We start from the raw sequence: 20,172 nt of genomic DNA on the forward strand, positions 1-20,172 counted from the left end.
CGAGTGGGATGACCGCCGGGAGTCGTAAGATCCGGTCTCAGATCCCGTGAAGGTTCAGTTGGTGCGCTCCGCCCGACGCAACGAACCATGGGCCTTCCTCCCTCCGGATGCGCGGCCTGCCGCACCGCCGCGGGTCCACTTCGAGCCGATCGCCTCGGGCGACGTACTGCTCGGCTTCCGTGACTCGGAGACGGCCCGCCGGATCCGCCGGCACTACAACGACGCCGTGGCCATCGACATGGAGAGCCACGGCGTCACCCACGCGGCCAGGATGAACCGCGCGGTACGGGCTCTCTCCATCCGCGGCATCAGCGACCTCGCCGACGCGGACAAGGCCACGCGCGACGCCGCCGGCTCCCAGGAGACCGCGGCGCGGCACGCCGCGGCCTTCGCACTGCGAGTACTGCGCGACCTGCGACCCGCCGGGCGACCGGCCCAGGCGCGGCCTCCGGGGCCCGCCGTCATCGTGGTGTCCGGCCCCGACCGTGACCCCGGCCCAGCGGCCTGGGACAGCCGACCTGTCATCAGGGTCGAGGGACGGGAGTACCTGCTCTACGAAGGCCCTGGAGACCTCCTTCACGAGTCGCGGGACGGCGACGTGCTACGGCGTCAGGCCGTGGCGCGGGTGGTGTCTGACGGGGACACCACCCGCGGCACCTACGCCTGGCTGCGCCAGGTCGAGTGGACACGGCCTCTGCCCGGCCCGGGCCGCTTCGACCCTCTGGCCGCGCTCGAACAGGAAGCCCGGCTGTGCCGTGGTCTCCGCGGCCCTGACGTCGTACAGCTGACCCGTAGCGGGAACACCGCCACTCTCGCTCTGGCCTGGCCCGGCGACCCCGAGCTCGGCCGCCCCCTGAAGACCCTCCACGAGCTGCTGCCCGAACCTGCGGTGCCGACGGATCCACTGCGCCTGTGGTCAATCGTCAGAGGGCTCGCCCAAGTTGCCGAGGTCCTTGAGCGGCTGAGTGGCGAGCGGTTGTCGCACCGGGCGCTCCAGCCGACCGTGGTCGTCATGCACCGACCACACATGGTGCTGCGGGACTTCGGTCTCGCCACCGTGCCACCACGGCCGGGCGAGAACCCCGGTCCCTATCAGGCGCCGGAGCAGCGGTACGGCTCCGGCGTCCGCCCCGGGCCCGCCACCGACGTCTACCAACTGGGCGCACTGCTGTACCGCGCGCTGACCGGCCGCGTCCCCGAGCCCGGGCTGCCTCCCTACCGCGGCTCGGCCTCCGTACCGGACGGTCTTGTCCATGCGGTCGCCGAGGCCCTGCGGGAGGACCCAGGGGGCCGACCAGCCGTCCGCACGCTGCGCCTCGCTCTACTCGCCGCCGCACGCGAGCTGATGTCAGTCCCGCCCCCGCGCTGAGGAGCGTCACCCATGTCCATCGCCACCGTCACCTTGCGGGCTCCACTGGTGCTCGTCCCGGGGCGCGGCCTTGACGAACAGCTCCGTACCAAAGCTGAATCCAGCGCGGGCATGCCGCCCCACGTGTCGCAGATCGTCCGCGATCTGAACCAGCTCGAAGGCGGCGCCGCCGTGAGTGTGAGCCCGGCGAACGGCAGGTACAAAGCATCGTTGCTGGTTCACACGCGCACGTATCGCTTGCGCCTCGAGGCCACGAACCGAGGTACCGGCTGATGAGTCGGCACGGAGCGCGGTGCCGGTGTTGCCATCGGTCCGTTTCTCCGTGCCGCTCGCCGAACCCGGCGTGCGGCTCTCACCGCACCGGGCTCTCCACGGTCTCTGCCGTTCAAGCGTGGTTGAGTGTCCAGGGATTGGGGATCGTGTTGCCCCGGTAGCGATAGCGGGTGACCGCCGTCGAGACCATGGGGAACAGTTCGATCCCGTCCGCCGAGAGCCTGTGCCACCGGCCGTTGCGGTCGGTGAAGCGTCGGCGGACGTCCTTCCACCTCCAGCGGTGCAGCACCATCCACCAGCTGGTCACCCGTCGCCATACGAACTGGTCCAGGGCTTTCAGCGTGGTCTTGCATACCGCATGCTTGAAGTAGTTGACCCAGCCGCGCAGAATCGAGTTGATCCTCTTGAGCACGGTCCCCGGGTCCTGCTGCGACGTTCTGTTCGTCAGGGCACGGATCTTGTCCTTCAAGTGCCGGATGGGCCTCTCGGCGATGAAGGTGTAGACGTACCACTTGTTCGAGCCTCGCTTGCGGCGCCACTGGATGTGGAACCCCAGGAAGTCGAACCCGTCCGACATGTGCACGATCTGGGTCTTGGCCGGTGACAGCCTCAGCCCGAGAGGGTGCAGTACGTCGGCGATGTCCTCGCGCAGGCGGGCGACGTCGTCACGGCTGCCGTCGACCAGCACAACGAAATCGTCCGCGTAGCGGACGATGCGCCAGTTCGGGCGGCCGTGGTGACGGTGGTGCGCCCGCCTGCCTCTGGTGGACATCCGACCGCCTGGTTCCCACGGCCCCATCACGTGCTCGTCGAGCTCGGACAGAGCGATGTTCGCCAGAAGCGGGGAGAGGATGCCGCCCTGCGGGGTGCCGGTGAAGGTCTCTTCGCGGCCGCCGCCCTCGGTGAGGGCGCCGGCCTTGAGGAACGCCTTGACCAGCCGCAGCACACGCTTGTCCTTGACCCTCGCGCGCACCCGGTCCAGCAGGGCCGTGTGGTCGATGGAGTCAAAACACGCCTCGATGTCCGCGTCCAGCACCCAGCGATAGCCGTTGGTGCCGTAGCGGTGGATCTCGGCGATCGCGTCGTGTGCGCGCCGCATGGGCCGGAAACCGTAGGAGACCGGCAGGAAGTCGGCCTCGAAAATCGGCTCCAGCACCAGTTTGAGGGCTGCCTGGACCACACGGTCGGAGACGGTCGGGATGCCGAGCTTGCGCACCTTCCCGCTCCCGCCGGGTTTGGGGATCTTGCGCTCGCGCACCGGCAGCGGGCGAAATTCACCCGTCTTCAGTACGCGTCGTAGGTCCTCCAGGTAGCCCGGGAGGCCGAGTTCCCGTTCAACGTTGACGACGGTGAGGCCGTCGACGCCCGGGGTCCGGGCTCCCTTGTTTCCCGCGACCCGTTCGAACGCCACGAGCAGCGTCGCCGGGTCGCATACGAGGTTGAACAGATCGTCGAACCTGCGGCCATGGTCGGCCGCCGCCCAACGGTGAAGCTTGGTCTGCATCCCCGATACCCGCTGGTGAGACCCCAACGGGGCCTCGGGAGCACTGCTGTTCAGCAGCGCGTCTTTCGGCATTGCAGCCTCCTTCCCTTCTCGAAACCGCTGCCGCCCTTCCCCATGTGCCGGGCTCTCCCCGGCTCGGAGTACTACGGCGGCTCCGCCCCGTCCCGGCCCGATCGGCCGACGATGGACCCAGCCCATCCGCCGTGCTGGAGGCGCGGTTTGAGGGCGGGGGCCGGGACGGTTCCCGTGTTCACTCGCTGTTCGATCGTCGGAGTAGGAGCCCGGCTATGCCCCCGCGGCCTCGCCACGGCTACCCCGCAGCACTTCACCGTGGCCTCCCCGCGCGACCGAAGTAGACCGCGCGGAAAGTTCCCCGCCAACGGACCAACCAGCGGGGACGCACCGCATCCAGCCCAGATCCACCAGGTTCGAGCTGGCGTGCCTTAAGGAGGCGTAGACGCCGGTTCCTCGCGTACTCCTCTCCGTCTCGCTCGCCGGACCCGCACCATCTGGCAGTACTGGCACGTCCCGGCTTTGTCAGGGCTGCTTCCCGCCCTCCCCGGCACCTCCCGGGTCAGGCTGCCCCCAGCTTCAACCGCCCTGCTGCGACAGCGCGGCGGTGGTGGTCTTTCACCTCCACTCGAACAACAAGCGCCTCACGGCGCACACCTCGTCAAGCACATCGATCCGCTCCGCCTCGCCGATCACGCGCGTCTCGCGCGCTCCTGCCTCCTGGTGCGCCCGCGGTCCTGGCAGCTGGTGTTCGAACTGATGGCTGTGCCCGAGGGCTCGGACGCCCAGTGGCAGGACCTTGAGAAGGCCTGGCAGAGCCTTGGCCAAGCACAGACGCAGCAGCGGGAAACGCCTTCCGTCAGCGAAGCCCAGTCGGAATTCCTCGACACGGTGGACCGGCTGATCGACGCGACCGAGGAGATCACCACCCGGGAGGAGCGCGCGGCCGCCCCGTTCCCGTATCAGCGCCTCACGACCACAGGAGGCAAGCGCAGCAGCACTCCGCAGTCGGTCTACGAATTCCACCTCGTCGGGCCGGAGCTACCGCCGGCCGGCGCCTTCGTCCGCATACAGGGCGACACGGAGAGCCGGGGGAAAGTGAACCGAGCGGCGGGACGTTCCGTCACTGTCCGCTTCGATCAGCCCGTGTCGTGGGAGCGGCTGCCGGCGCGCGGTGCTCTGGAACTCATCCCGAGCAGCGTGATCTTCAACAAGCAGCGACAGGCCTCCGCACGTGGGGCACCAGGAACGCGGGCCTCCTCCCAGCTGTGGTCGAGCACCATGTGCGTGCGATCCCAGCCACAACCGCACAGCCGCACGAGAAACTCGACCCCGAACAACTCGACGCGTTCCGCAAGGCGTTGGCCACCGAGGACCTGCTGGTGGTGATCGGGCCGCCCGGCACCGGCAAGACCCGGACCATCACCGAGATCGCCCGCACCAGCGCGATGACGGCCACCGCCGACAGCGGCCGGGTCCTCGTCACCTCGCACACCAATCGCGCGGTGGACAACGTGCTGGCCCGGCTGCCACGGGATCTCGTGGTGGTCCGGGTCGGGGACGAGAGCAAGGTCCACGCCGACGTCAAACCGTTGCTCCTGGAGGAACAGTCGGAGAACCTCTCCGAAGGCATCCGACACACTATGGCCCAGGGGACACAGGCCTACCGAGAGGCAGCGGCAGTCGAACCGTGGACAGCCGAACTCGCCACGCGAGTCCACCAGGTCGACGGCCTGGTGCAGGAGGCCAAGGTCGCGGCCCTGAGTCTGCAGAATGCGATCCGAACAGCCGCCGCACCGGCCCAGGCACGGCTGGCGGCGCTCCAGCACGAGGAGCGGGAACGGGCGTCGGCCCTGCAGTCGCTGACCGAGCGTGCCTCGTGGCTCCAGGAGAAAGTACGGTCCGAACGGCTCCGGTCCAACGCCCTCTTCACCGGTCGGCTGCACCGCTCCCGGGCTCGCCGCGGGGAAGAGGAACTCACCACGGTGGAAGCCGAGATCCAGCGACTCACGGTCCTCGGACCCGAACTGCGCCGGCAGACCGAAGCAGCGGCCGGCGAGGCGGAGCGGGCGGTCCGCGAGGACGCTGCTGTCGGCGCGGCCCGGACGACATGTCAGTTGGCAGAACGCCGGGTCGGCGAAAGCCTGCAATCTGCCTACGAAGCCGCCGACATGGCCGTCCACTCGCTGAGCTCAGCCGTGCCGGGCGTTTCTACACCCGCTCGGTTGCGGGATCCGGCCGACGCGACGACCGCGCTGCACATCCTGCACGGGCGGTTGGAGGCATGGCTGCCACTCCTTTCGCAACGCGCCGAACTCACCCGGCAGTGGCAAGCCGCCATCGGCCAGGACCCCGGCCAGTTGGTTCCCGAACTCGTCCGCTACGCCCAGGTGGTCGGCGCCACCTGCATCGGCGCCGCATCCCGCGCTGAACTGTCCGGTGTCGAGTTCGACCTGGGAATCGTCGACGAGGCCGGCCAGATCGGCGTCGCGGACACACTGGTGCCGCTGGCCCGGGTCCGCCGTGGCGTTCTGGTCGGTGACGACCGGCAACTGCCACCCTTCCGCGACCCCGAGGTGGACGAGTGGGCCCAGGGCGTCGGCGACCCCCAACTGGTCCGGCTGTTGTCACAGAGCGCTTTGGAACGCCTGCGGGCGGGACTGCCCTCCTCCCACGTCGTGCGGCTGACCCGCCAACGCCGGATGCCCGCCGAAATCGCCGACTTCATCTCGGCCGCCTTCTACCGGGGAGAACTGCTCACGGAGAAGGACCACCGGCACACCGACCCCTTGTTCGCAAGCCCGATGGCCTTCGTCGACACAGCCGCGCTGCCCGACCGCGTACGTCGCGAGTCGGGGAGCCATCATGCCGAGGGTCGCGGCCGCAAGGGCCCCTTCAACACCTGTGAAGCGCGTCTCCTGGCCAGGCTCGCCGCCTTCTACCACCGCCGGGGTTCCGAGTGGGTGGTGATCGTCCCCTACCTGGCGCAGCGTGCGGAGGTCGTCCGCCACCTGACCCCGCTGATCGGTGATTCCCAGCTTGCGGATGCCTCGGTCGGCAGCGTCGATTCCTACCAGGGCGGGGAACGCGACGTCGTCCTGTACGGCTTCACGCGCAGCAATCCCGAGGGCCGGATCGGCTTTCTCAAGGAGCTGCGCCGCGCCAACGTCGCCTTCACGCGTGCCAAGAGCCAACTGGTCCTTACGGGTGACCTGAGCACTCTGCTCCGTGCGAACGATGCCGGCTTCCGCACTCTCATCGACGACCTGCACCGGCATCTGCTCGGCCGCGGCGATCTGCGGGAGTACCGGGATGTGATGGCGGCCCTCGACGAAGCCGTACAGGACACCGGCGAAGCCGCCGACCTGTACGCGGAGGGAGGCCGCCCGTGACGACCGCTCCCCGCCTGATGAGATTCCCTCAGGAGCGAGTCCTGGAGGACGCCGCTTTCGGCCAGGGCATCGTGCCCACCCGGCTCTACGCTCTGCTGTTGCCCGTCTGGCAGGTGGAGATCCGCGCCGATGTCACCGAGGGCGAGGACTTCTTCCTCATCGACCGCTTTCTGGAGCGCGGGTTGCGCCACTGCGCCCTGCACACCGTGGACCAACTCGCCACGTTCTTCGCCCTGGACCATGCCCTGGTCGCCCAGGCCGTACGCTTCCTGACCGCGATCGGCCACGTGCGGGAGGAGTCCGGAGGCCGACTGTCCCTGACGCCGCTGGGACAGCGTTCCGTGGACGACGACATCCGCTACGTGGTCACCCGCCAGGACCGCCGCAAGCTGTACTTCGAGGCTCTGAGTTGCGCCCCGCTGACCCGAGGCCACTACGACGAAGAGGTCGTGACCCTTCTCTCCGGTGACGAACTGGCCAGGGTGACAAAGGCCGACCACTATCCGCGCTTCGCACCCATTACCGTGACATCCGGGTTCGATCGCTCAGCCCTGGAGCGCCTCAAGGACCGAAAGGACCGGGCTCGGTTCAATCTGCCCGTCGCACTGGACGCCCTGGACGCCCTGGAGGAGACGGTTGTCTTCCTGCCCGTCTACTTGGTGCGCGGCCGCAAGGGACTCCTGGTCTACGGCCAGGCGGATGCGGGGAGCGCTCACGACCCGGAGCTCAGCGAGCTCTGCACCCGCAGCCCGGAGCTGATCAGCGCTCTCGACAACGAGGAGACGGGCGAGGAGGCGGACGAGCGCGTCCTGCGGTCCGCCCGGAGGTGGCTCCGCGAGCAGGGCCTCGACTCGGTTGCCCCGGAACAGGACGAGGACGGCATCTGGTCGGTCTCGCTGCCCCCCAGCGCCTTCGGCGAGAAGGGGATCCCGGTGTCCCGTATCGGCAGCTACCGCATGGCGGGCAGCCGCTTCTTCCGCGTGTGGTGCCCAGAGGAGACACCACGCAAGCTCGCACTCCTTGACCGCCTGGACCAACGTATGGGCTCACGTCAGCAGATCACTCGGCAGGAAGCGGAGGAACTTGTCGCTCGCCTGGCCCTCCAACTGCGCCTGGAGGCACCCGACTTGTCCCGGCTCCGCAGCGGCGCCGAGAAAACTGGGCTCAGCGGCCTCGAGGCCCGATTGGCCCGGCTGGTGGATGAACGAACGTGATCGACTCCGGCCGGCTCCTGCTCGCCGAGCTTTCGCGGCCACCCCCATCTCGAACAACGGCCGAGCCGGGCCGACGTCAGCAACCAAGAGACCCGCCCGGCTCCACGGGTCAGCAGGGCCCGTCCACATGATCGTCAAGTACTAGGAGACGGCACGGCGGGCTCGCGGTGAACATCACCCTCAGACCACATCGGTGGATCGAGACTTGGCGGCCGTCGCGACGCCGCCTGTCTTTGCCCAACTCCACGCGGGCGGTTCCGGACGAAGGCAGTGACGATCGCACCGGCTCAGGTCGAGGGTCTCCTTCAGTCACTTGCCCTCGTGGAACACACTGTCCCCGCGTGACGGGTGCAGCGGCGAAGCCGGTGACGCGAGGGAGAGCCGCGTCACCGGCGGTAGGGGCGGTCCGGGGCGGACCGGTCTCCTACGAGGGGCAGGTTCACCTTCTGCTACGAGGAGCTGGTCACCTTCTGCCGGGCCTTCCGCGACGGCCTCTGGCGGATCAGCGCGAGGGCCACCACACCCGCGGCCACCAGCGTGGAAAGGACCACCTGGTCCCGGCCGCCGCCGGAGGCGGTGTCGGTGAGCATGTAGCCGAGTACGAACACGATCAGGGCGATCGTGGCCCAGGTCAGATACGGGAAGAGCCACATGCGCACGACGAGTTTCTCCGGCGACTCCGCCTGGATGATCCGGCGCATGCGCAGCTGCGAGAAGCTGATGACCAGCCAGACGAACAGGGCGATGGCACCGGAGGAGTTGAGCAGGAAGAGGAAGACGGTGTCGGGCCAGGCGTAGTTGAAGAAGACCGCGACGAAGCCGAAGACGACCGAGGCGAGGATCGCGGTCTGCGGCACGCCCTGGCGCTTGGTGCGACCGAAGGCGGCGGGGGCGTCGCCCCGGCGGCCGAGGGAGAAGGCCATGCGGGAGGCGGTGTACAGACCGGAGTTCAGGCAGGACAGCACGGAGGTGAGCACGATGAAGTTCATGACCTGCCCGGCGTGCGCGATGCCCAGCGAGTCCAGTGCGGCGACGTACGAGCCGTCCTTGGTGATGGCCGGGGAGTTCCAGGGCAGCAGGGTCAGCACGATGAAGATCGAGCCGAGGTAGAACACGCCGATCCGCCAGATGACGCTGTTGGTGGCCTTGGTGACCGCGCGCTGGGGGTCCTCGGACTCTCCGGCCGCCAGGGTGACGATCTCGCTGCCCATGAAGGAGAAGACGACCATCAGCACACCGGTGAGGATCTTGCCGGGTCCGTTGGGCAGGAAGCCGCCGTGCGCGGTGAGGTTGGACAGGCCCGCGGTGTCGCTGTGCGTGCCCGGCAGGATCCCGAAGACCGCCAGCAGGCCGACCCCGATGAACGCGGCGATCGCGACGACCTTGATCCCGGCGAACCAGAACTCGAACTCGCCGTAGGAGGCGACCGAGGCGAGGTTGGAGACGGTCAGCACGATCATCACGATCAGGGCCCAGGCCCACTGCGGCACGCCCGGGATCCAGCCTTCCAGGATCTTCGCGCCGGCGGTCGCCTCCACGGCGAGCACCACGACCCAGAAGAACCAGTACAGCCAGCCGATCGAGAACCCGGCCCAGCGGCCGAGCGCGCGGTCCGCGTAGGCGGAGAAGGAACCGGAGGTCGGGTTCGCGGCGGCCATCTCACCCAGCATGCGCATCACGAGCACGACCAGGGCGCCCACGAGTGCGTACGACACGAGGATGCCGGGCCCCGCGGCGGCGATGCCCGAGCCGGAGCCGACGAACAGGCCCGCGCCGATCACACCGCCGATCGCGATCATCGACAGGTGACGGTTCTTCAACCCGGCCTGCAGGCCGGGTCCTGCTGGGGCGCCTTCGGCGGTGGGCACCTTGTCGGGGGCGGTGACAGGGGGACGTGTTGTCATCTCGACATCCAGGGGGCTGGCGGGGACAGGGGACGGTTCCGGCGAGATCGGACGGGGATGGCCGTACGGATTCCGCCGGGCGAGGCGTGCGGGGGTGCCGAGTCGGGAGCGGGCCGGGTCGGAGGCGGAGCCGGGTCAGGGGTGGCGATCACGGTCGCGGGGAGGGCATGGTGGATCACGGCCGCCGAACCCGGTGTCTGCCGCTTCGGTCGTCGGTGACGTTCAGGAAAATAGTTCACGGCGATCAAAAAAAACAAGAGGCCCGGTCGTCCGACCGACGGCATCCGCGCGCCGTCTCCCGGGGCGCCAGCACCTCCCGGACACGCCCTCGCGCCCCCGTCGACGCACCCCGCACACGCGCCCACGGGGCACGAATCCCCTGCTCAGGGACATGATCACCCGACTGCCGACCCGACCGCCTCCCCGCACTCACGGACCGGCCGCAGCAGGGTCTTGTTTAACTGTTCACCTTGCTCTAATTTTTCCTGCAGCGCGGCCCGCAGCTCCCGGCGCGACACCCGCGCCATGCCGTCGCCCGGCTTTCTCGGGCTGCGCCGGAACCTCCTCCGACGACCCCGACACCGCGCTGGGAGCCCCCATGCACCACACCGTGGCGTCGTCGCGGGAACCACCGGCCGCCCTTTCCGCTCCCCCGGGTCCCGCGCACGCCCGCCCCCGGCAGGGCGTCCGGCGAGAACCAGACGCGGGACACGCAGGACACCGACCGGCGTGAGACCGCCCCCGCACCACGGTGTCCGACCCGGCCGGTCGAGGCCACCGGCCGGACCCGACCCGGCGCGTCGGACCGCGACCGTCGCGTGCCGCGACCGCGTTCAGCAGGCCGTTAGGGTGGCGTCGTGGTGAACGCAGCGGGCAAGTTCGGGCCCTACAACCAGCCGGGCCCGGCTCGGACGACGTCGGTCACCGGCGTAGGACACGCCCGCGCCCTGCCCGGCGGCGGCCAGAGCGGATCCGATCTCGTCCGGTCGAGGATCGCTCTCCGGGTACGTCTGCGCTCCGTGCAGCCCGGGGACCGACTCCCCGATGCCGGGGTCCTCGCCGAGGAACTGGGGATCAGCGAGATCACCGTCCGTCGCGCGCTGGAAGGCATGTGCCAGGACGGCCTGCTCGACCGCCGGCGCGGACGGGCGGGCGGAACCTTCGTCGCGCGGGACTGGGACACCGTCGTAGCCGTGATGCACGACGCCGAGGAGGCCGCTTCGCTGGACGCCTTCCATCTGCTGCTCGAATGCGGCCTCGTGGCGCACAGCTCGGGAGAGGTCCCGGCCGAGCGACTGGAGGGGCTTCGGGCACTGGTCGAGGAGATGGAACTGACCGACGACCCGGCCCGGCTGGCCGAGTTGGAGGCCCGCTTCCACCTGGACCTCGCGGAGACGCTCGGCGGTGGCGGAATGCGCGAGTTCGCCGCGGATCTGCTCGGCCGGCTCTGCCTGTTGCTGCCCGTACCGCATCCCGCGGTGGTACGGGCGCAGAACCACTGCCACGCCGAACTGCTCGCCGAACTGGGCCGGGGTGCGACCGATCCGGCCGTGCAGGCGGTGAAGGCACACCAGCGTTCCCGACACCTCTGACGCCCGATCGTGCCGGTCCGGCCGTCGAGAACCCGCGCACCCATCAGGCCACCACCGCACAAGGAGTTGCCGCCATGCCCGACCCCGGAACAGGCCCGCTGTCCCCGCCGGGTCCCGTCGGCGACGCGCCCCAGCGGCTGCGTGGCGGCGTCCTCGGCATGGCGGACATCGCCGCCGCCACGATGGCCAACGTCGGCCCGGCCATGAGCTTCTTCTTCGGTTTCGCCTTCCTGTCCACCACGGCGGGCGTGGCGTCACCGCTGACCATCGTCGCGGCGGGCATCGCGGTCGCGCTGCTCGGCAACACGCTGGCGGAGTTCTCCCGGGCGCACCCCTCGGCGGGCAGCTTCACCACCTTCGTGGGCAAGACCTTCGGACCGGTCAGCGCGGTGACCACGGCACTGCTGGCGGGACTCGGCTACATCATCGCGATGGCTTCCGTCATCGCCATCTCCGGCGGGTTCGTGCAGATCACCCTGTACCACTACACCGGCGTCGACCTGCCGTGGATCATCTGGACACTGCTGCTCACCGGGCTGGCCGTGGGGCTGATGCTGCGCGGGATCGTCGTGTCCACCAAGTGGGCCGGCTACTTCTTCGGCGTGGAAATGCTGGTCCTGGCCGTCGTCTCGGTCGCGGCGCTCGTGGAACACCGCGGCTCTCTGTCCCTCGATCCGTTCCTGCCCAGCCACATCAGCCACGGCTTCAGGGGGCTGGCCGCCGGTTTCCCCCTGGCGGTGTACCTGTTCGTCGGCTGGGAGAACTCGGCCGCGCTCGCCGAGGAGACGGAGAATCCGCGGCGCAACGTGGGCCGCGCGGTGTTCTCCTCCATCGCGATCATGACGGTGAGCTACGTTCTCTTCTCCTACGCCACCGTGACCGGCTTCGGCTACGACGTGAACAGGCTCGGGGCCTCCCCGATCCCCTTCGTCGAGGTGGCCCAGCACACCCTCGGCGCGCTGGCGTTCCTCACCTATCTGGGCGGTCTGACCTCCACGCTCGGCGTGCTGATCGCCGGCATCAACTCCCAGGCCCGCCTGGTGTTCAACGCCGGACGCGAGGGACTGCTCCCGTCCTTCTTCGGCTATGTGCACCCCACCCGTCGCACCCCGAACAACGCGATCATCACCTTCGCCGCCACCGCTCTGCTGATCATCGGAGGGTGGGGTCTGGGCCACCTGCTGGGATCCGGCGACGGCTCGATGAACCCGGTGGTCTTCTTCACCGAGTCCTCGACCCTCGGCACCATCCTGATCCTGTTGGTCTACCTCGCCTCCAACATCGCCCTGCCGCTGTACTACCGCAGGTACCGGCCGCAGGAGTTCAGTCTGGTCCGGCACCTGTTGCTGCCCGCGCTCGGCACCCTGGCCATCCTGGTCCCGCTGTACTACCTCGCCAAGCCCGGCCAGCCCGCCCCGTACAACTGGTTCCCCTACGCGGCGCTGGCCGCCCTGCTCGCGGCCATCGGCTACGCGGCCCTCCTTGTCCGCCGCGATCCGACTCTGGCCGAACGCGTCGGCTCGGTCGTCGCCGACGCGGACTGAACCCGGTGGACCGGCGCAAGGCGAGCGACCGTCCGCGGGAGGGCGCCCGGCTGCTCACCCGCACGCCCGCGTCCTCGCAGCGGCAGTGTCCTCGGCGAGGGCCCTCATCACCGTCCCTCGCAGTCGCGCGACGTGGAGCGACTCGAGTCCCCTCTCTGACCGCGTAGATCGCGCCGGCGAGCAACCCGGGCGGCACGACGGCGATGTGCGTGAGAGACCGGCTGGACGGACTACGGCACGGCGAGGCGTCGGCGGGCTGCCCGGCGGCTTCTGCACGCTGGGCCGGTGAAGGGGCCTTGCGCCCGTCATCCGTTCTCTCGGTCGCCCAGCGCCCAGTCCTCGACCAGGCGCGCCGTGCGTCCAGGCTGCTCCTCGTGCAGGTAGTGCCCGGTGTCGGGCCAGTGCTCGACGCGGGAACCGGGCACGTGCAGGGTGCCGCGTTCCCAGGCGGCTGCTTGCGCCGAAGTCCACACGGTGAGCGCGGGCTGCGTACGGTGGCGCAGATACGCCTCGCTGTGCGGGCGGACACCGACCGCGCCGGGGTCGGTGTACATGCCGGCGTACGACTGGGCGATGACGTGATCCGGCGTACCGAGCATGGTGCGGACATGAGCCGTGCGCAGTCCGGCCGGAGCACCTGCGCGGAAGGCGCCGACGATGAAGCCGGCCGCCGCGCGGGCCCCGCGCTGCCGGTATTCCGCCAGGCGGGCCGGGATCTCCTCCACTTCCGCCCCGTGTGCGCCGTGAGCCGGATCGAGGGCGACGACCGAGCGGACGAGTTCCGGATGCCGTACCGCGAGCAGGTTGACGACCTGACCGCCCATGGAGTGGCCCACGGCGATCGCCGGCCCGGTGTCCAGGCGCCGGAGCAGCGCGGCGAGGTCGTCGGCCATCTCCGCCGGGGTGTTGCCCTCCTCGGGTACTCCCGAGCGGCCGTGCCCGCGCAGGTCGGGGACGATCACGCGGAACCGGTCGGCGAGCGCTTCGGCGTGCACGGACCACTCCCGGCCGTCTCCGCCCCAGCCGTGCACCAGGAGCAACGGCGCCGCCCGGTCGGACCCGAGAGCGGTGCAGAAGAGGCGGAGGCGCCCGAGGTCGAAGGTCGTCATGCGCGGCCGTCCTGGAAGGTCCGGTAGGTGGCGTAGGCGAAGTCCGCGTGGACGCCGGTGCCGTCGAGGTCCTGCGCCCACAGCCCCAGCATGGCGCCGGTGAAGCCGAGAACGCGCAGTTGCCCGTCGTGGAACTCGTCGGCGTGCTCGTCGGAGAGGACGGTGGCGTCGAGTTCGATCGGCAGGGTCTCAGCCCCCCGACCGGTGTCGTACGAGAAACGCAGGACGGGCACGTCGAGTTCGGCACGCAGGACGACCACGCGTCCCGGCTCGAGCGGGATCGTCGGCTGGTGTGCGGTGAGGCGTCCGGCCTCGCAGCTCAGTGCGCGCAGAACGGGTGAGCCGTCGTCCTCGGCGGTGACGTACAGGTAGTGCCAGTTGCGGGTGTTGTAGTAGGCGGTCAGACCGGCCATGTGGTCGGGGGTGCGGGGCGCGAAGGTGAGGCTGGTCTCGAAGGAACAGCGCGCGGCGGTTACCCGCCGGGCGAGCAGACTGGGCCTGCGGCGGCCCACCGGCGACTGGCCGCCCCGCATGCGCAGCCGGCCCGGTGCGGGCTCGATCCAGTCGTCCCCGGCCGGGCGGCGCAGGGTGGACCAGTCGGGGCGGAGGGCGGGAGTGTCGAAGCGGTCGTGCACCGGTGGTTCGGGAACGGGCGCGGGGCGCAGCGCGGGAGCCGGCACCGTGACTGCGGGGACGGCTCCCGCGATACGTGGCCAGCCGTCGTCGGTCCAGGTCACCGGCTGCAGCGCGGTCTCCCGGCCGAGTACGCACCGGCCCCGCTCCGTGTGCGGGCGGGCGACGATGTGGGCGGCGTACCACTGGCCCGCCGTCGTCTCGACGAGGGAGCAGTGCCCGGCCTTCTGCAGCTCCAGCGACGGGTCGTCGCGGGAGGTGAGCAGAGGGCCGGCCGGGTCGGTTTCGTACGGGCCGAACAGGTCACGGGAGCGGGCCACGGCCGCGCCGTGTTCGTAACCCGTGCCGCCCTCCGCGTGCACCAGGTAGTACCAGCCGTCGCGACGGTGGAGATGCGGGCCCTCGGCCACCCCGGCGGAGGTTCCGGTGGAGATGGTGCGGGGTTCTCCGACCAGGGTCCGGCTCTCGCGGTCGTACTCCTGGATCTCGATCCCGGCGAAGCCCTCACGGTCCGGGCGCCAGTCGAAGCGCATGTTCAGCAGCCAGCTGCGCCCGTCGCCGTCATCGTCGTGGAACAGCGAAACGTCGAAGCCCCGGCCGTGCAGCGGGAGCGGGTCGGACCACGGCCCCTCGATCGAGGAGGCCGTGGTGACGTAGTTGGGGAGGTCCTTCCACCCCTCCGCGTACGTGTCGACGACGGTGAAGACGAGGTGGAACAGACCGCCCGCGTACGACAGTCCAGGTGCCCAGATCCCGCCGGAGTCCGGGACGCCGGTCAGGTCGAGCAGCCGCCGGCTGTCCAGAACCCCGCCCAGCGACCGCCAGTTGACCAGATCCCGGGAGTGGTGGATCCGGACGCCCGGGTACCACTCGAAGGTGGAGGTGGCGATGTAGAAGTCGTCGCCGACCCGGAGGATCACGGGGTCGGGTTCGAAGCCGCGCAGGACGGGGTTGTGGATCACGGAAGCTCCGCTCAGAGGGTGAACAGCAGGGTGCCGAAGCCCACGTGGTCGCACTGGAAAGCCGCCCCCTCCGGGCGGATCCTCCCGATGGCCGTGTTCGTCCAGGGGGCGGGCAGACTGCGGCGCTTGACGTAGTGGTTGAAGGCCATCTCGTAGATGGGGCGCAGGTTGCCGCGCTCGACGGTGGAGATGGAGTTGAACGTGAGTTTGCAGGAACCCCACACGGCGTAGGGGACATCGTTGCCGGTGTTGTACTTCGCGGTGTACTCGAACCCGGTCAGCAGGCGGTTGGCGGAGGCGGAGTACAGGTCCTGGCCCTGGACCCAGGCGATCTCACAGGCCTCGGCCATGCTGCCCAGGATGAGTTGGGTGTGGGCCTGGTCGCGGCCGCTGTCCACGCACTGGCCGGAGTCCCTGATCACCCGGCTGATCTTGCAGCAGTCGTGCAGGTGGAAGGCGTCGACGGCTGCGTTGTAGAGGGAGGTGTCGTTGCAGAACACCCCGAACGCCATCATGGCCTTGATGCAGTTGGTGCCCCAGCCGGCGTCGCCGAACGTCCTCACCAGGGGCGCGAGTACGTATCTGAAGAGGTTCTCCGTCTGGGTGATCTCGACAGCGGACCAGCTGCCCGAGGGTGCCGTGTACCGCATCAGCTCGGCTGCCGCCGCGAGTTTGAAACCGTAGATGGACGCCGCGAGTTGGGCGTCCTTGCCGGTGATCGAGGTGAGCGTGGACGACCAGGCCTTGATGATCTGCAGCGCCTTGGCGGCGTGGGCGGTGGTGCCCGTCAGGTTCCACATCAGGGCGTTCTGGTAGGCCGCGTTGCAGTCGTTCCAGAACTCCCAGTTGCCGACCTCGGTGGTACCACGGTCGATGGTCGTGCGGGGGCCCGCCATGGCGTAGGCCGACTGCGAGTACGCGTTCGCCCTGAACACGTTCCAGCCGCTGAGCCAGGGTTCGGTGCCGGCCGCGATCCGGGTCTTCATCCGCTGGATGTCGGAGAGCTTGTGCAGCACCCCGGGGTGGATGAAGGAGGTCAGGGCGTCCGCCGCGGGGATCGCGGCGAGGCCGGTGGCAGCCGCCGTGGTACCGACGGCGGTGATCCGCAGGAAACGGCGGCGGCTCGGGGAACCGGGCGCGGTGGGCTGTGCCTCGGCCATGGGTCTTCATCTTTCACTCGGCGTTGAGTGCCAGGGAGGGTGAGAAAAGGGAAGCCGGGCGTCGGTCCGGCTCCCGTCGAGGCGGTCAGTCGGCCGCGCGCTTGCCCCGGTACAGCACGAGCGTGCTGCGCGGGCCGACCTTGGGACGCTGGCCGGCGCCCACGTTCTTGCCGGTGGCCAGATCGCGGGCGGGGCCGAAGTCCTGGCGGGCGGGCAGGGTGTACGTCCGGTCGGTGCTGGTGTTCATGGCGATCAGGTAGTCGCCGTACTCGCACAGGTAGAACGGCGCGCGTCCGACGAGCATGGTCTCCACGCCCTCGAAGTGGACGCCGAGGGCCGGGTCCGGGACGTCCGGCGGGACCGGGGCGAGAGGGTAGACGTCACCGGCCAGCGCCTGGTGCAGGGTGTCGCCGGGCGGCGGGAAGCCACCGGGCGGGATGTGTCCGGCCCCAGGATCGTTGATCGCGTAGTCCCACAGGATCCAGTCGTTGACCCTGTACGTGTCGTCGGTGACTCCGGCCGAGCGCTGGCGGATCGTGGCGGAGCGCTGGTCGGTGGGGGTGAGGTGGTGGATGCGGGCGTAGTCGTTGACGCCCTGGCGGGCGCGCCAGTAGAGGGAGGCGAAGAGGAGTTCCTGACCGTTCTTCACGGCCAGTACGCCGTTCTCCTCGTCGGTGAAGACGAAGTCGGGCCGGTCCCAGGCGGTGGGTATGCGCCCCGGGCGGGCCGGGAGGGACTGGAAGGCGTCCCAGTCGCGGGAGACCAGTCGCAGACCGGCGAGGCCGACACGGGTCCAGGTGTGGTGGACGAGCAGGTCCAACTGCTTGTAGAACTGCCCGTCGTCGACCATTTCCTGGGTCCAGCCGACGATGTCCGGGTCCTTGAACACCGCTGCCGACATCACCGGGTGCGAGTCCCACGCCGTACGCGAGGCGTAGGCGACCTCACCGGGATAGACCTCGTTGCGCCAGCCGACGACCGTCTCGATCCGGGAGACGCGGGCGCCCGTCTCGTCGACGTCGATCACCCGGAACCGCCCCCGGGCCTTGGTGATCTTCACCATCTGCTCGCGCAGCTCCGGCGCCTCCTGCCCCCGGTACCCACGCGTGACCGACTCGTACATCATGACCAGCCAGTCGATGACCTCGCCGTAGCTGCCCACATAGCCCAGTTCACGGGTCAATCCGGCCCGGCTGACCTGGTAGTAGCTCTCGCCGAGCGGCTTGGTCGGGTTGCCGTCGGCGTCCTCCTTGCCGAGGTAGGGCTTCATGCCGAGCGATTGGTACATGTAGTCGCGGGCCTTCTCCTCCGGCAGGGCGAGCTGCGGGGCGAGCAGGCGGAGGCCGCGGTTGGCCTGGTAGATGCCGATGGCGCAGATCTGCGACTGGTTGGTGTAGTGGGGGAAGTTCTGCCGCCAGTAGTCCCGGCTGGACTTCAGCATGTCGACGTACGCGGCGCGCCGCACCGGCTGCTCGGGGGCTCCGGTGCCCGTGGGCGCGGTGACGGCCACGTCGTCGAACCATGCGGTGCCGGCACCGCTCAGCCGTAGATGGAACTCGACCTGGGTGGCGCCGTCGGGCGTGTCCAGGTCGAGGGTGACCTGCTCCCAGCCGTGGGTGCCGGTGGTGGCGAACCGGCGGTGGTCGCTTCCGACCAGATTGCCGCTCGCGTCGAAGAACAGCGGGTCGATGTGGGCGCCGGTACCGGTGACCCCGTCGGTCCGGATCCAGGCGCTGTAGGTGTACTTGCCCTTGCCGACCTGGAGCTTCGCCGTGTTGTACGCGGTGACGAAGCCGTTCGCCGTCGTGGCCGCCAGTTTCAGCGACGCGGATCCGGACCGGTTGACGGCGGTGTCCCGGGCCCATGAGGCGTCGGCTGTTTTGCCCCAGCCGGGTACAGCCCAGCCGGAGGGGGTGTCGGCGCCCTGCTCGAAGCCGGGGTTGCGCAGCTCGGTGGGCTTGACCAGGTCGATGTCGTCGAACCAGGCGGTACCGGGGCCGGACAGCCGCAGGTGCATCTCCATCTGGGTGGCGCCGTCGGGGGTGTCCAGGTCTATGGAGACGTACTCCCAGCCGTGGGTACCGGTGGTGGCGAACCGGCGGTGGTCGCTTCCGACGAGATTGCCGCTCGCGTCGAAGAACAGCGGGTCGATATGGGCGCCGGCGCCGGAGACACCGTCCGTCCGGATCCAGGCGCCGTAGGTGTATGTCCCCTTACCCACACGCGTCTTGGGCGAGGCGTAGACGGTGATGAAGCCGCTCGCCGCGCTCGCGGTGACCTTGAGCGAGGCGGAACCCGAACGGGAGACGGTGGTGTCCCGCGTCCAGTCGGCGTCGGCGGTCTTCCCCCAGCCCGGCACCTCCCAGCCCATGGGAGTGTCGCCGCCCTCCTCGAAACCGGGGTTGGAGATCTCGTACGGCGAACCGGTCACCGTCTGGTCGAGACGGTCCCCCAGGTTCTCCCAGAGCAGCGCCAGCACCAGTCCGACCCGGCCGAAGCCCTGCCACTGCTGGTCGGATCCCGTCATCACGGTCGCGTCGTTCTTCCACGCCATGTACCGGCCGTCGAGCGCCCGCAGAACGCGGTCCAGTGCCGCCGGGTTCTGGTAGGCGGGGCTTCCGGACCAGAGGTAGCCCTCTGCGAGCGACTGGAAGGCCCAGGCGTCCATGCCGGCGGGATTGACGCTGGTCAGGTAGGACTTCTGGTCCTTGGCGACGCGTTGGCGCACCGCCTCCAGAGCTTCGGGGCCCTCGACGGTACGGGCCGTCGGCACCGGCGCGGGGCCCTGCACCTCACCCTTGGGCGGGACGAAGTACGGCTCGGTGTGGGTGTAGAGGCGGTAGATGCCCCGCGACGGCGTGCTCATCTTGTAGTACAACTGGTCGACGTTCTGGCCGTAGGACCAGATGCGGCCCATCGAGCGGATCTCCAGCGTCACCTTCTTCTTACCCCGGGTGAGCCGCTCCGGCAGCGGCAGTGTGTGGAAGAAGAATCGGCCGGGCGTACGCGGCGAGGTGTCGAGGATGTCCAGGCTGTCGACAGCCCCCTCGTCCTGGTAGCCGACCTGGAGGCCGTCGCAGAAAAGCTGCAGCCGCCACATGTTCGTGCCGGACGCCGCCTGCAGCGAGGTGGCGTCGTAGTCGTCGCCCCACAGCCGCACGGTGACATAAGTGGTCCCGGTCGGGCAGACGGCCACGTCGAACTTCAGGGCGCCACCCCAGTATGAGGCCGGCTCGGTGGGCTTGAGGACACGGGCCTTCTGACCGAGTCCGCCGGTGACCGTGTCGGAGAGCGTGGCGGTGAGACCGTGCGCCGATTCGGAGCTCTTGTTGCCGAAGACGACAACGTCCAAGGGCGTGCGGACGGCCGGCTGGAAAGCGGCGTCCGCGGCCGGCGCCGCGGTGGCGGGCTGGAGGTTCAGGAGGCCGAGGCCGGCCGAGGCGGCGCCGGTGGAGCCGGCGTACTTGAGGACGTCACGTCTCTTGGGTGCGTTGGGCACGGCTG

Annotated in this window: 13 protein-coding genes; 7 read left to right on the plus strand and 6 right to left on the minus strand. The window is 69.6% G+C overall.

The genetic code is table 11. From position 1 onward, the window contains the following. Window positions 1-61: 61 nt before the first annotated feature. A complete protein-coding gene (locus QA861_RS27355) occupies window positions 62-1,369 on the plus strand; it encodes a phosphorylase family protein (protein WP_334591252.1) in 1,308 nt (435 codons plus the stop codon). Between the two features lie 12 nt (window positions 1,370-1,381). Further along, a complete protein-coding gene (locus QA861_RS27360; protein ID WP_334591253.1) occupies window positions 1,382-1,642 on the plus strand; it encodes a hypothetical protein in 261 nt (86 codons plus the stop codon). Window positions 1,643-1,754: 112 nt separating this feature from the next. Here the strand turns inward: QA861_RS27360 and ltrA are convergent, their stop codons facing one another. After that, a complete protein-coding gene (ltrA, locus tag QA861_RS27365) occupies window positions 1,755-3,218 on the minus strand; it encodes a group II intron reverse transcriptase/maturase (RefSeq protein ID WP_334590906.1) in 1,464 nt (487 codons plus the stop codon). Between the two features lie 699 nt (window positions 3,219-3,917). Here ltrA and QA861_RS27370 point away from each other — a divergent pair. From QA861_RS27370 to QA861_RS27380, 3 genes are read left to right on the plus strand one after another with little or no spacing between them, the layout of a single operon-like run. Next, entirely contained in the window at window positions 3,918-4,547 is a 630-nt protein-coding gene (locus QA861_RS27370) for a hypothetical protein (protein WP_334591254.1), read from the plus strand. Then, window positions 4,442-6,550, plus strand: coding sequence for a DEAD/DEAH box helicase (locus QA861_RS27375; protein WP_334591255.1), 2,109 nt, complete (start codon window positions 4,442-4,444; stop codon window positions 6,548-6,550). Before QA861_RS27370 ends, QA861_RS27375 begins: the two co-directional genes overlap by 106 nt. Then, window positions 6,547-7,764: a hypothetical protein gene (locus QA861_RS27380; protein WP_334591257.1), complete on the plus strand. Its 1,218-nt coding sequence runs from the start codon at window positions 6,547-6,549 to the stop codon at window positions 7,762-7,764. The genes QA861_RS27375 and QA861_RS27380 overlap by 4 nt, the downstream gene beginning before the upstream one ends. Window positions 7,765-8,213: 449 nt before the next feature. Here QA861_RS27380 and QA861_RS27385 read toward each other — a convergent pair whose 3' ends face one another. After that, on the minus strand, window positions 8,214-9,668 hold the full coding sequence (locus QA861_RS27385) for an amino acid permease (RefSeq protein WP_334591258.1): 1,455 nt from the start codon (window positions 9,666-9,668) through the stop codon (window positions 8,214-8,216). Between the two features lie 857 nt (window positions 9,669-10,525). Here QA861_RS27385 and QA861_RS27390 point away from each other — a divergent pair. Both QA861_RS27390 and QA861_RS27395 read left to right on the plus strand, forming a co-directional pair. Further along, window positions 10,526-11,260 carry a FadR/GntR family transcriptional regulator gene (locus QA861_RS27390; protein WP_334591259.1) on the plus strand — a complete coding sequence of 245 codons (735 nt, stop codon included), beginning with the start codon at window positions 10,526-10,528 and terminating at the stop codon, window positions 11,258-11,260. A gap of 74 nt (window positions 11,261-11,334) precedes the next feature. Continuing rightward, entirely contained in the window at window positions 11,335-12,804 is a 1,470-nt protein-coding gene (locus QA861_RS27395; RefSeq protein ID WP_334591260.1) for an APC family permease, read from the plus strand. A gap of 305 nt (window positions 12,805-13,109) precedes the next feature. Here QA861_RS27395 and QA861_RS27400 read toward each other — a convergent pair whose 3' ends face one another. From QA861_RS27400 to QA861_RS27415, 4 genes are all read right to left on the minus strand, one after another. Then, entirely contained in the window at window positions 13,110-13,913 is an 804-nt protein-coding gene (locus QA861_RS27400; RefSeq protein ID WP_334591261.1) for an alpha/beta fold hydrolase, read from the minus strand. Beyond that, on the minus strand, window positions 13,910-15,508 hold the full coding sequence (locus tag QA861_RS27405) for a glycoside hydrolase family 43 protein (RefSeq protein WP_334591262.1): 1,599 nt from the start codon (window positions 15,506-15,508) through the stop codon (window positions 13,910-13,912). The genes QA861_RS27400 and QA861_RS27405 overlap by 4 nt, the downstream gene beginning before the upstream one ends. A gap of 11 nt (window positions 15,509-15,519) precedes the next feature. Further along, a complete protein-coding gene (locus QA861_RS27410; protein ID WP_334591263.1) occupies window positions 15,520-16,668 on the minus strand; it encodes an alginate lyase family protein in 1,149 nt (382 codons plus the stop codon). An 85-nt stretch (window positions 16,669-16,753) separates the two neighbouring features. Continuing rightward, a complete protein-coding gene (locus QA861_RS27415) occupies window positions 16,754-20,167 on the minus strand; it encodes a Tat pathway signal sequence domain protein (RefSeq protein ID WP_334591264.1) in 3,414 nt (1,137 codons plus the stop codon). Window positions 20,168-20,172: the final 5 nt, after the last annotated feature.

Origin of the sequence: Streptomyces sp. B21-083, assembly GCF_036898825.1 — a bacterium.
In the GTDB taxonomy this organism is placed as follows: domain Bacteria; phylum Actinomycetota; class Actinomycetes; order Streptomycetales; family Streptomycetaceae; genus Streptomyces.

Excerpts from the sequence above, each read along its gene's own strand:
- QA861_RS27360 (WP_334591253.1), top strand. The coding sequence starts at position 1,382 with ATGTCCATCGCCACCGTCACCTTGCGGGCTCCACTGGTGCTCGTCCCG.
- ltrA (WP_334590906.1), bottom strand. The coding sequence starts at position 3,218 with ATGCCGAAAGACGCGCTGCTGAACAGCAGTGCTCCCGAGGCCCCGTTG.
- QA861_RS27370 (WP_334591254.1), top strand. The coding sequence starts at position 3,918 with ATGGCTGTGCCCGAGGGCTCGGACGCCCAGTGGCAGGACCTTGAGAAG.
- QA861_RS27385 (WP_334591258.1), bottom strand. The coding sequence starts at position 9,668 with ATGACAACACGTCCCCCTGTCACCGCCCCCGACAAGGTGCCCACCGCC.
- QA861_RS27395 (WP_334591260.1), top strand. The coding sequence starts at position 11,335 with ATGCCCGACCCCGGAACAGGCCCGCTGTCCCCGCCGGGTCCCGTCGGC.
- QA861_RS27400 (WP_334591261.1), bottom strand. The coding sequence starts at position 13,913 with ATGACGACCTTCGACCTCGGGCGCCTCCGCCTCTTCTGCACCGCTCTC.
- QA861_RS27410 (WP_334591263.1), bottom strand. The coding sequence starts at position 16,668 with ATGGCCGAGGCACAGCCCACCGCGCCCGGTTCCCCGAGCCGCCGCCGT.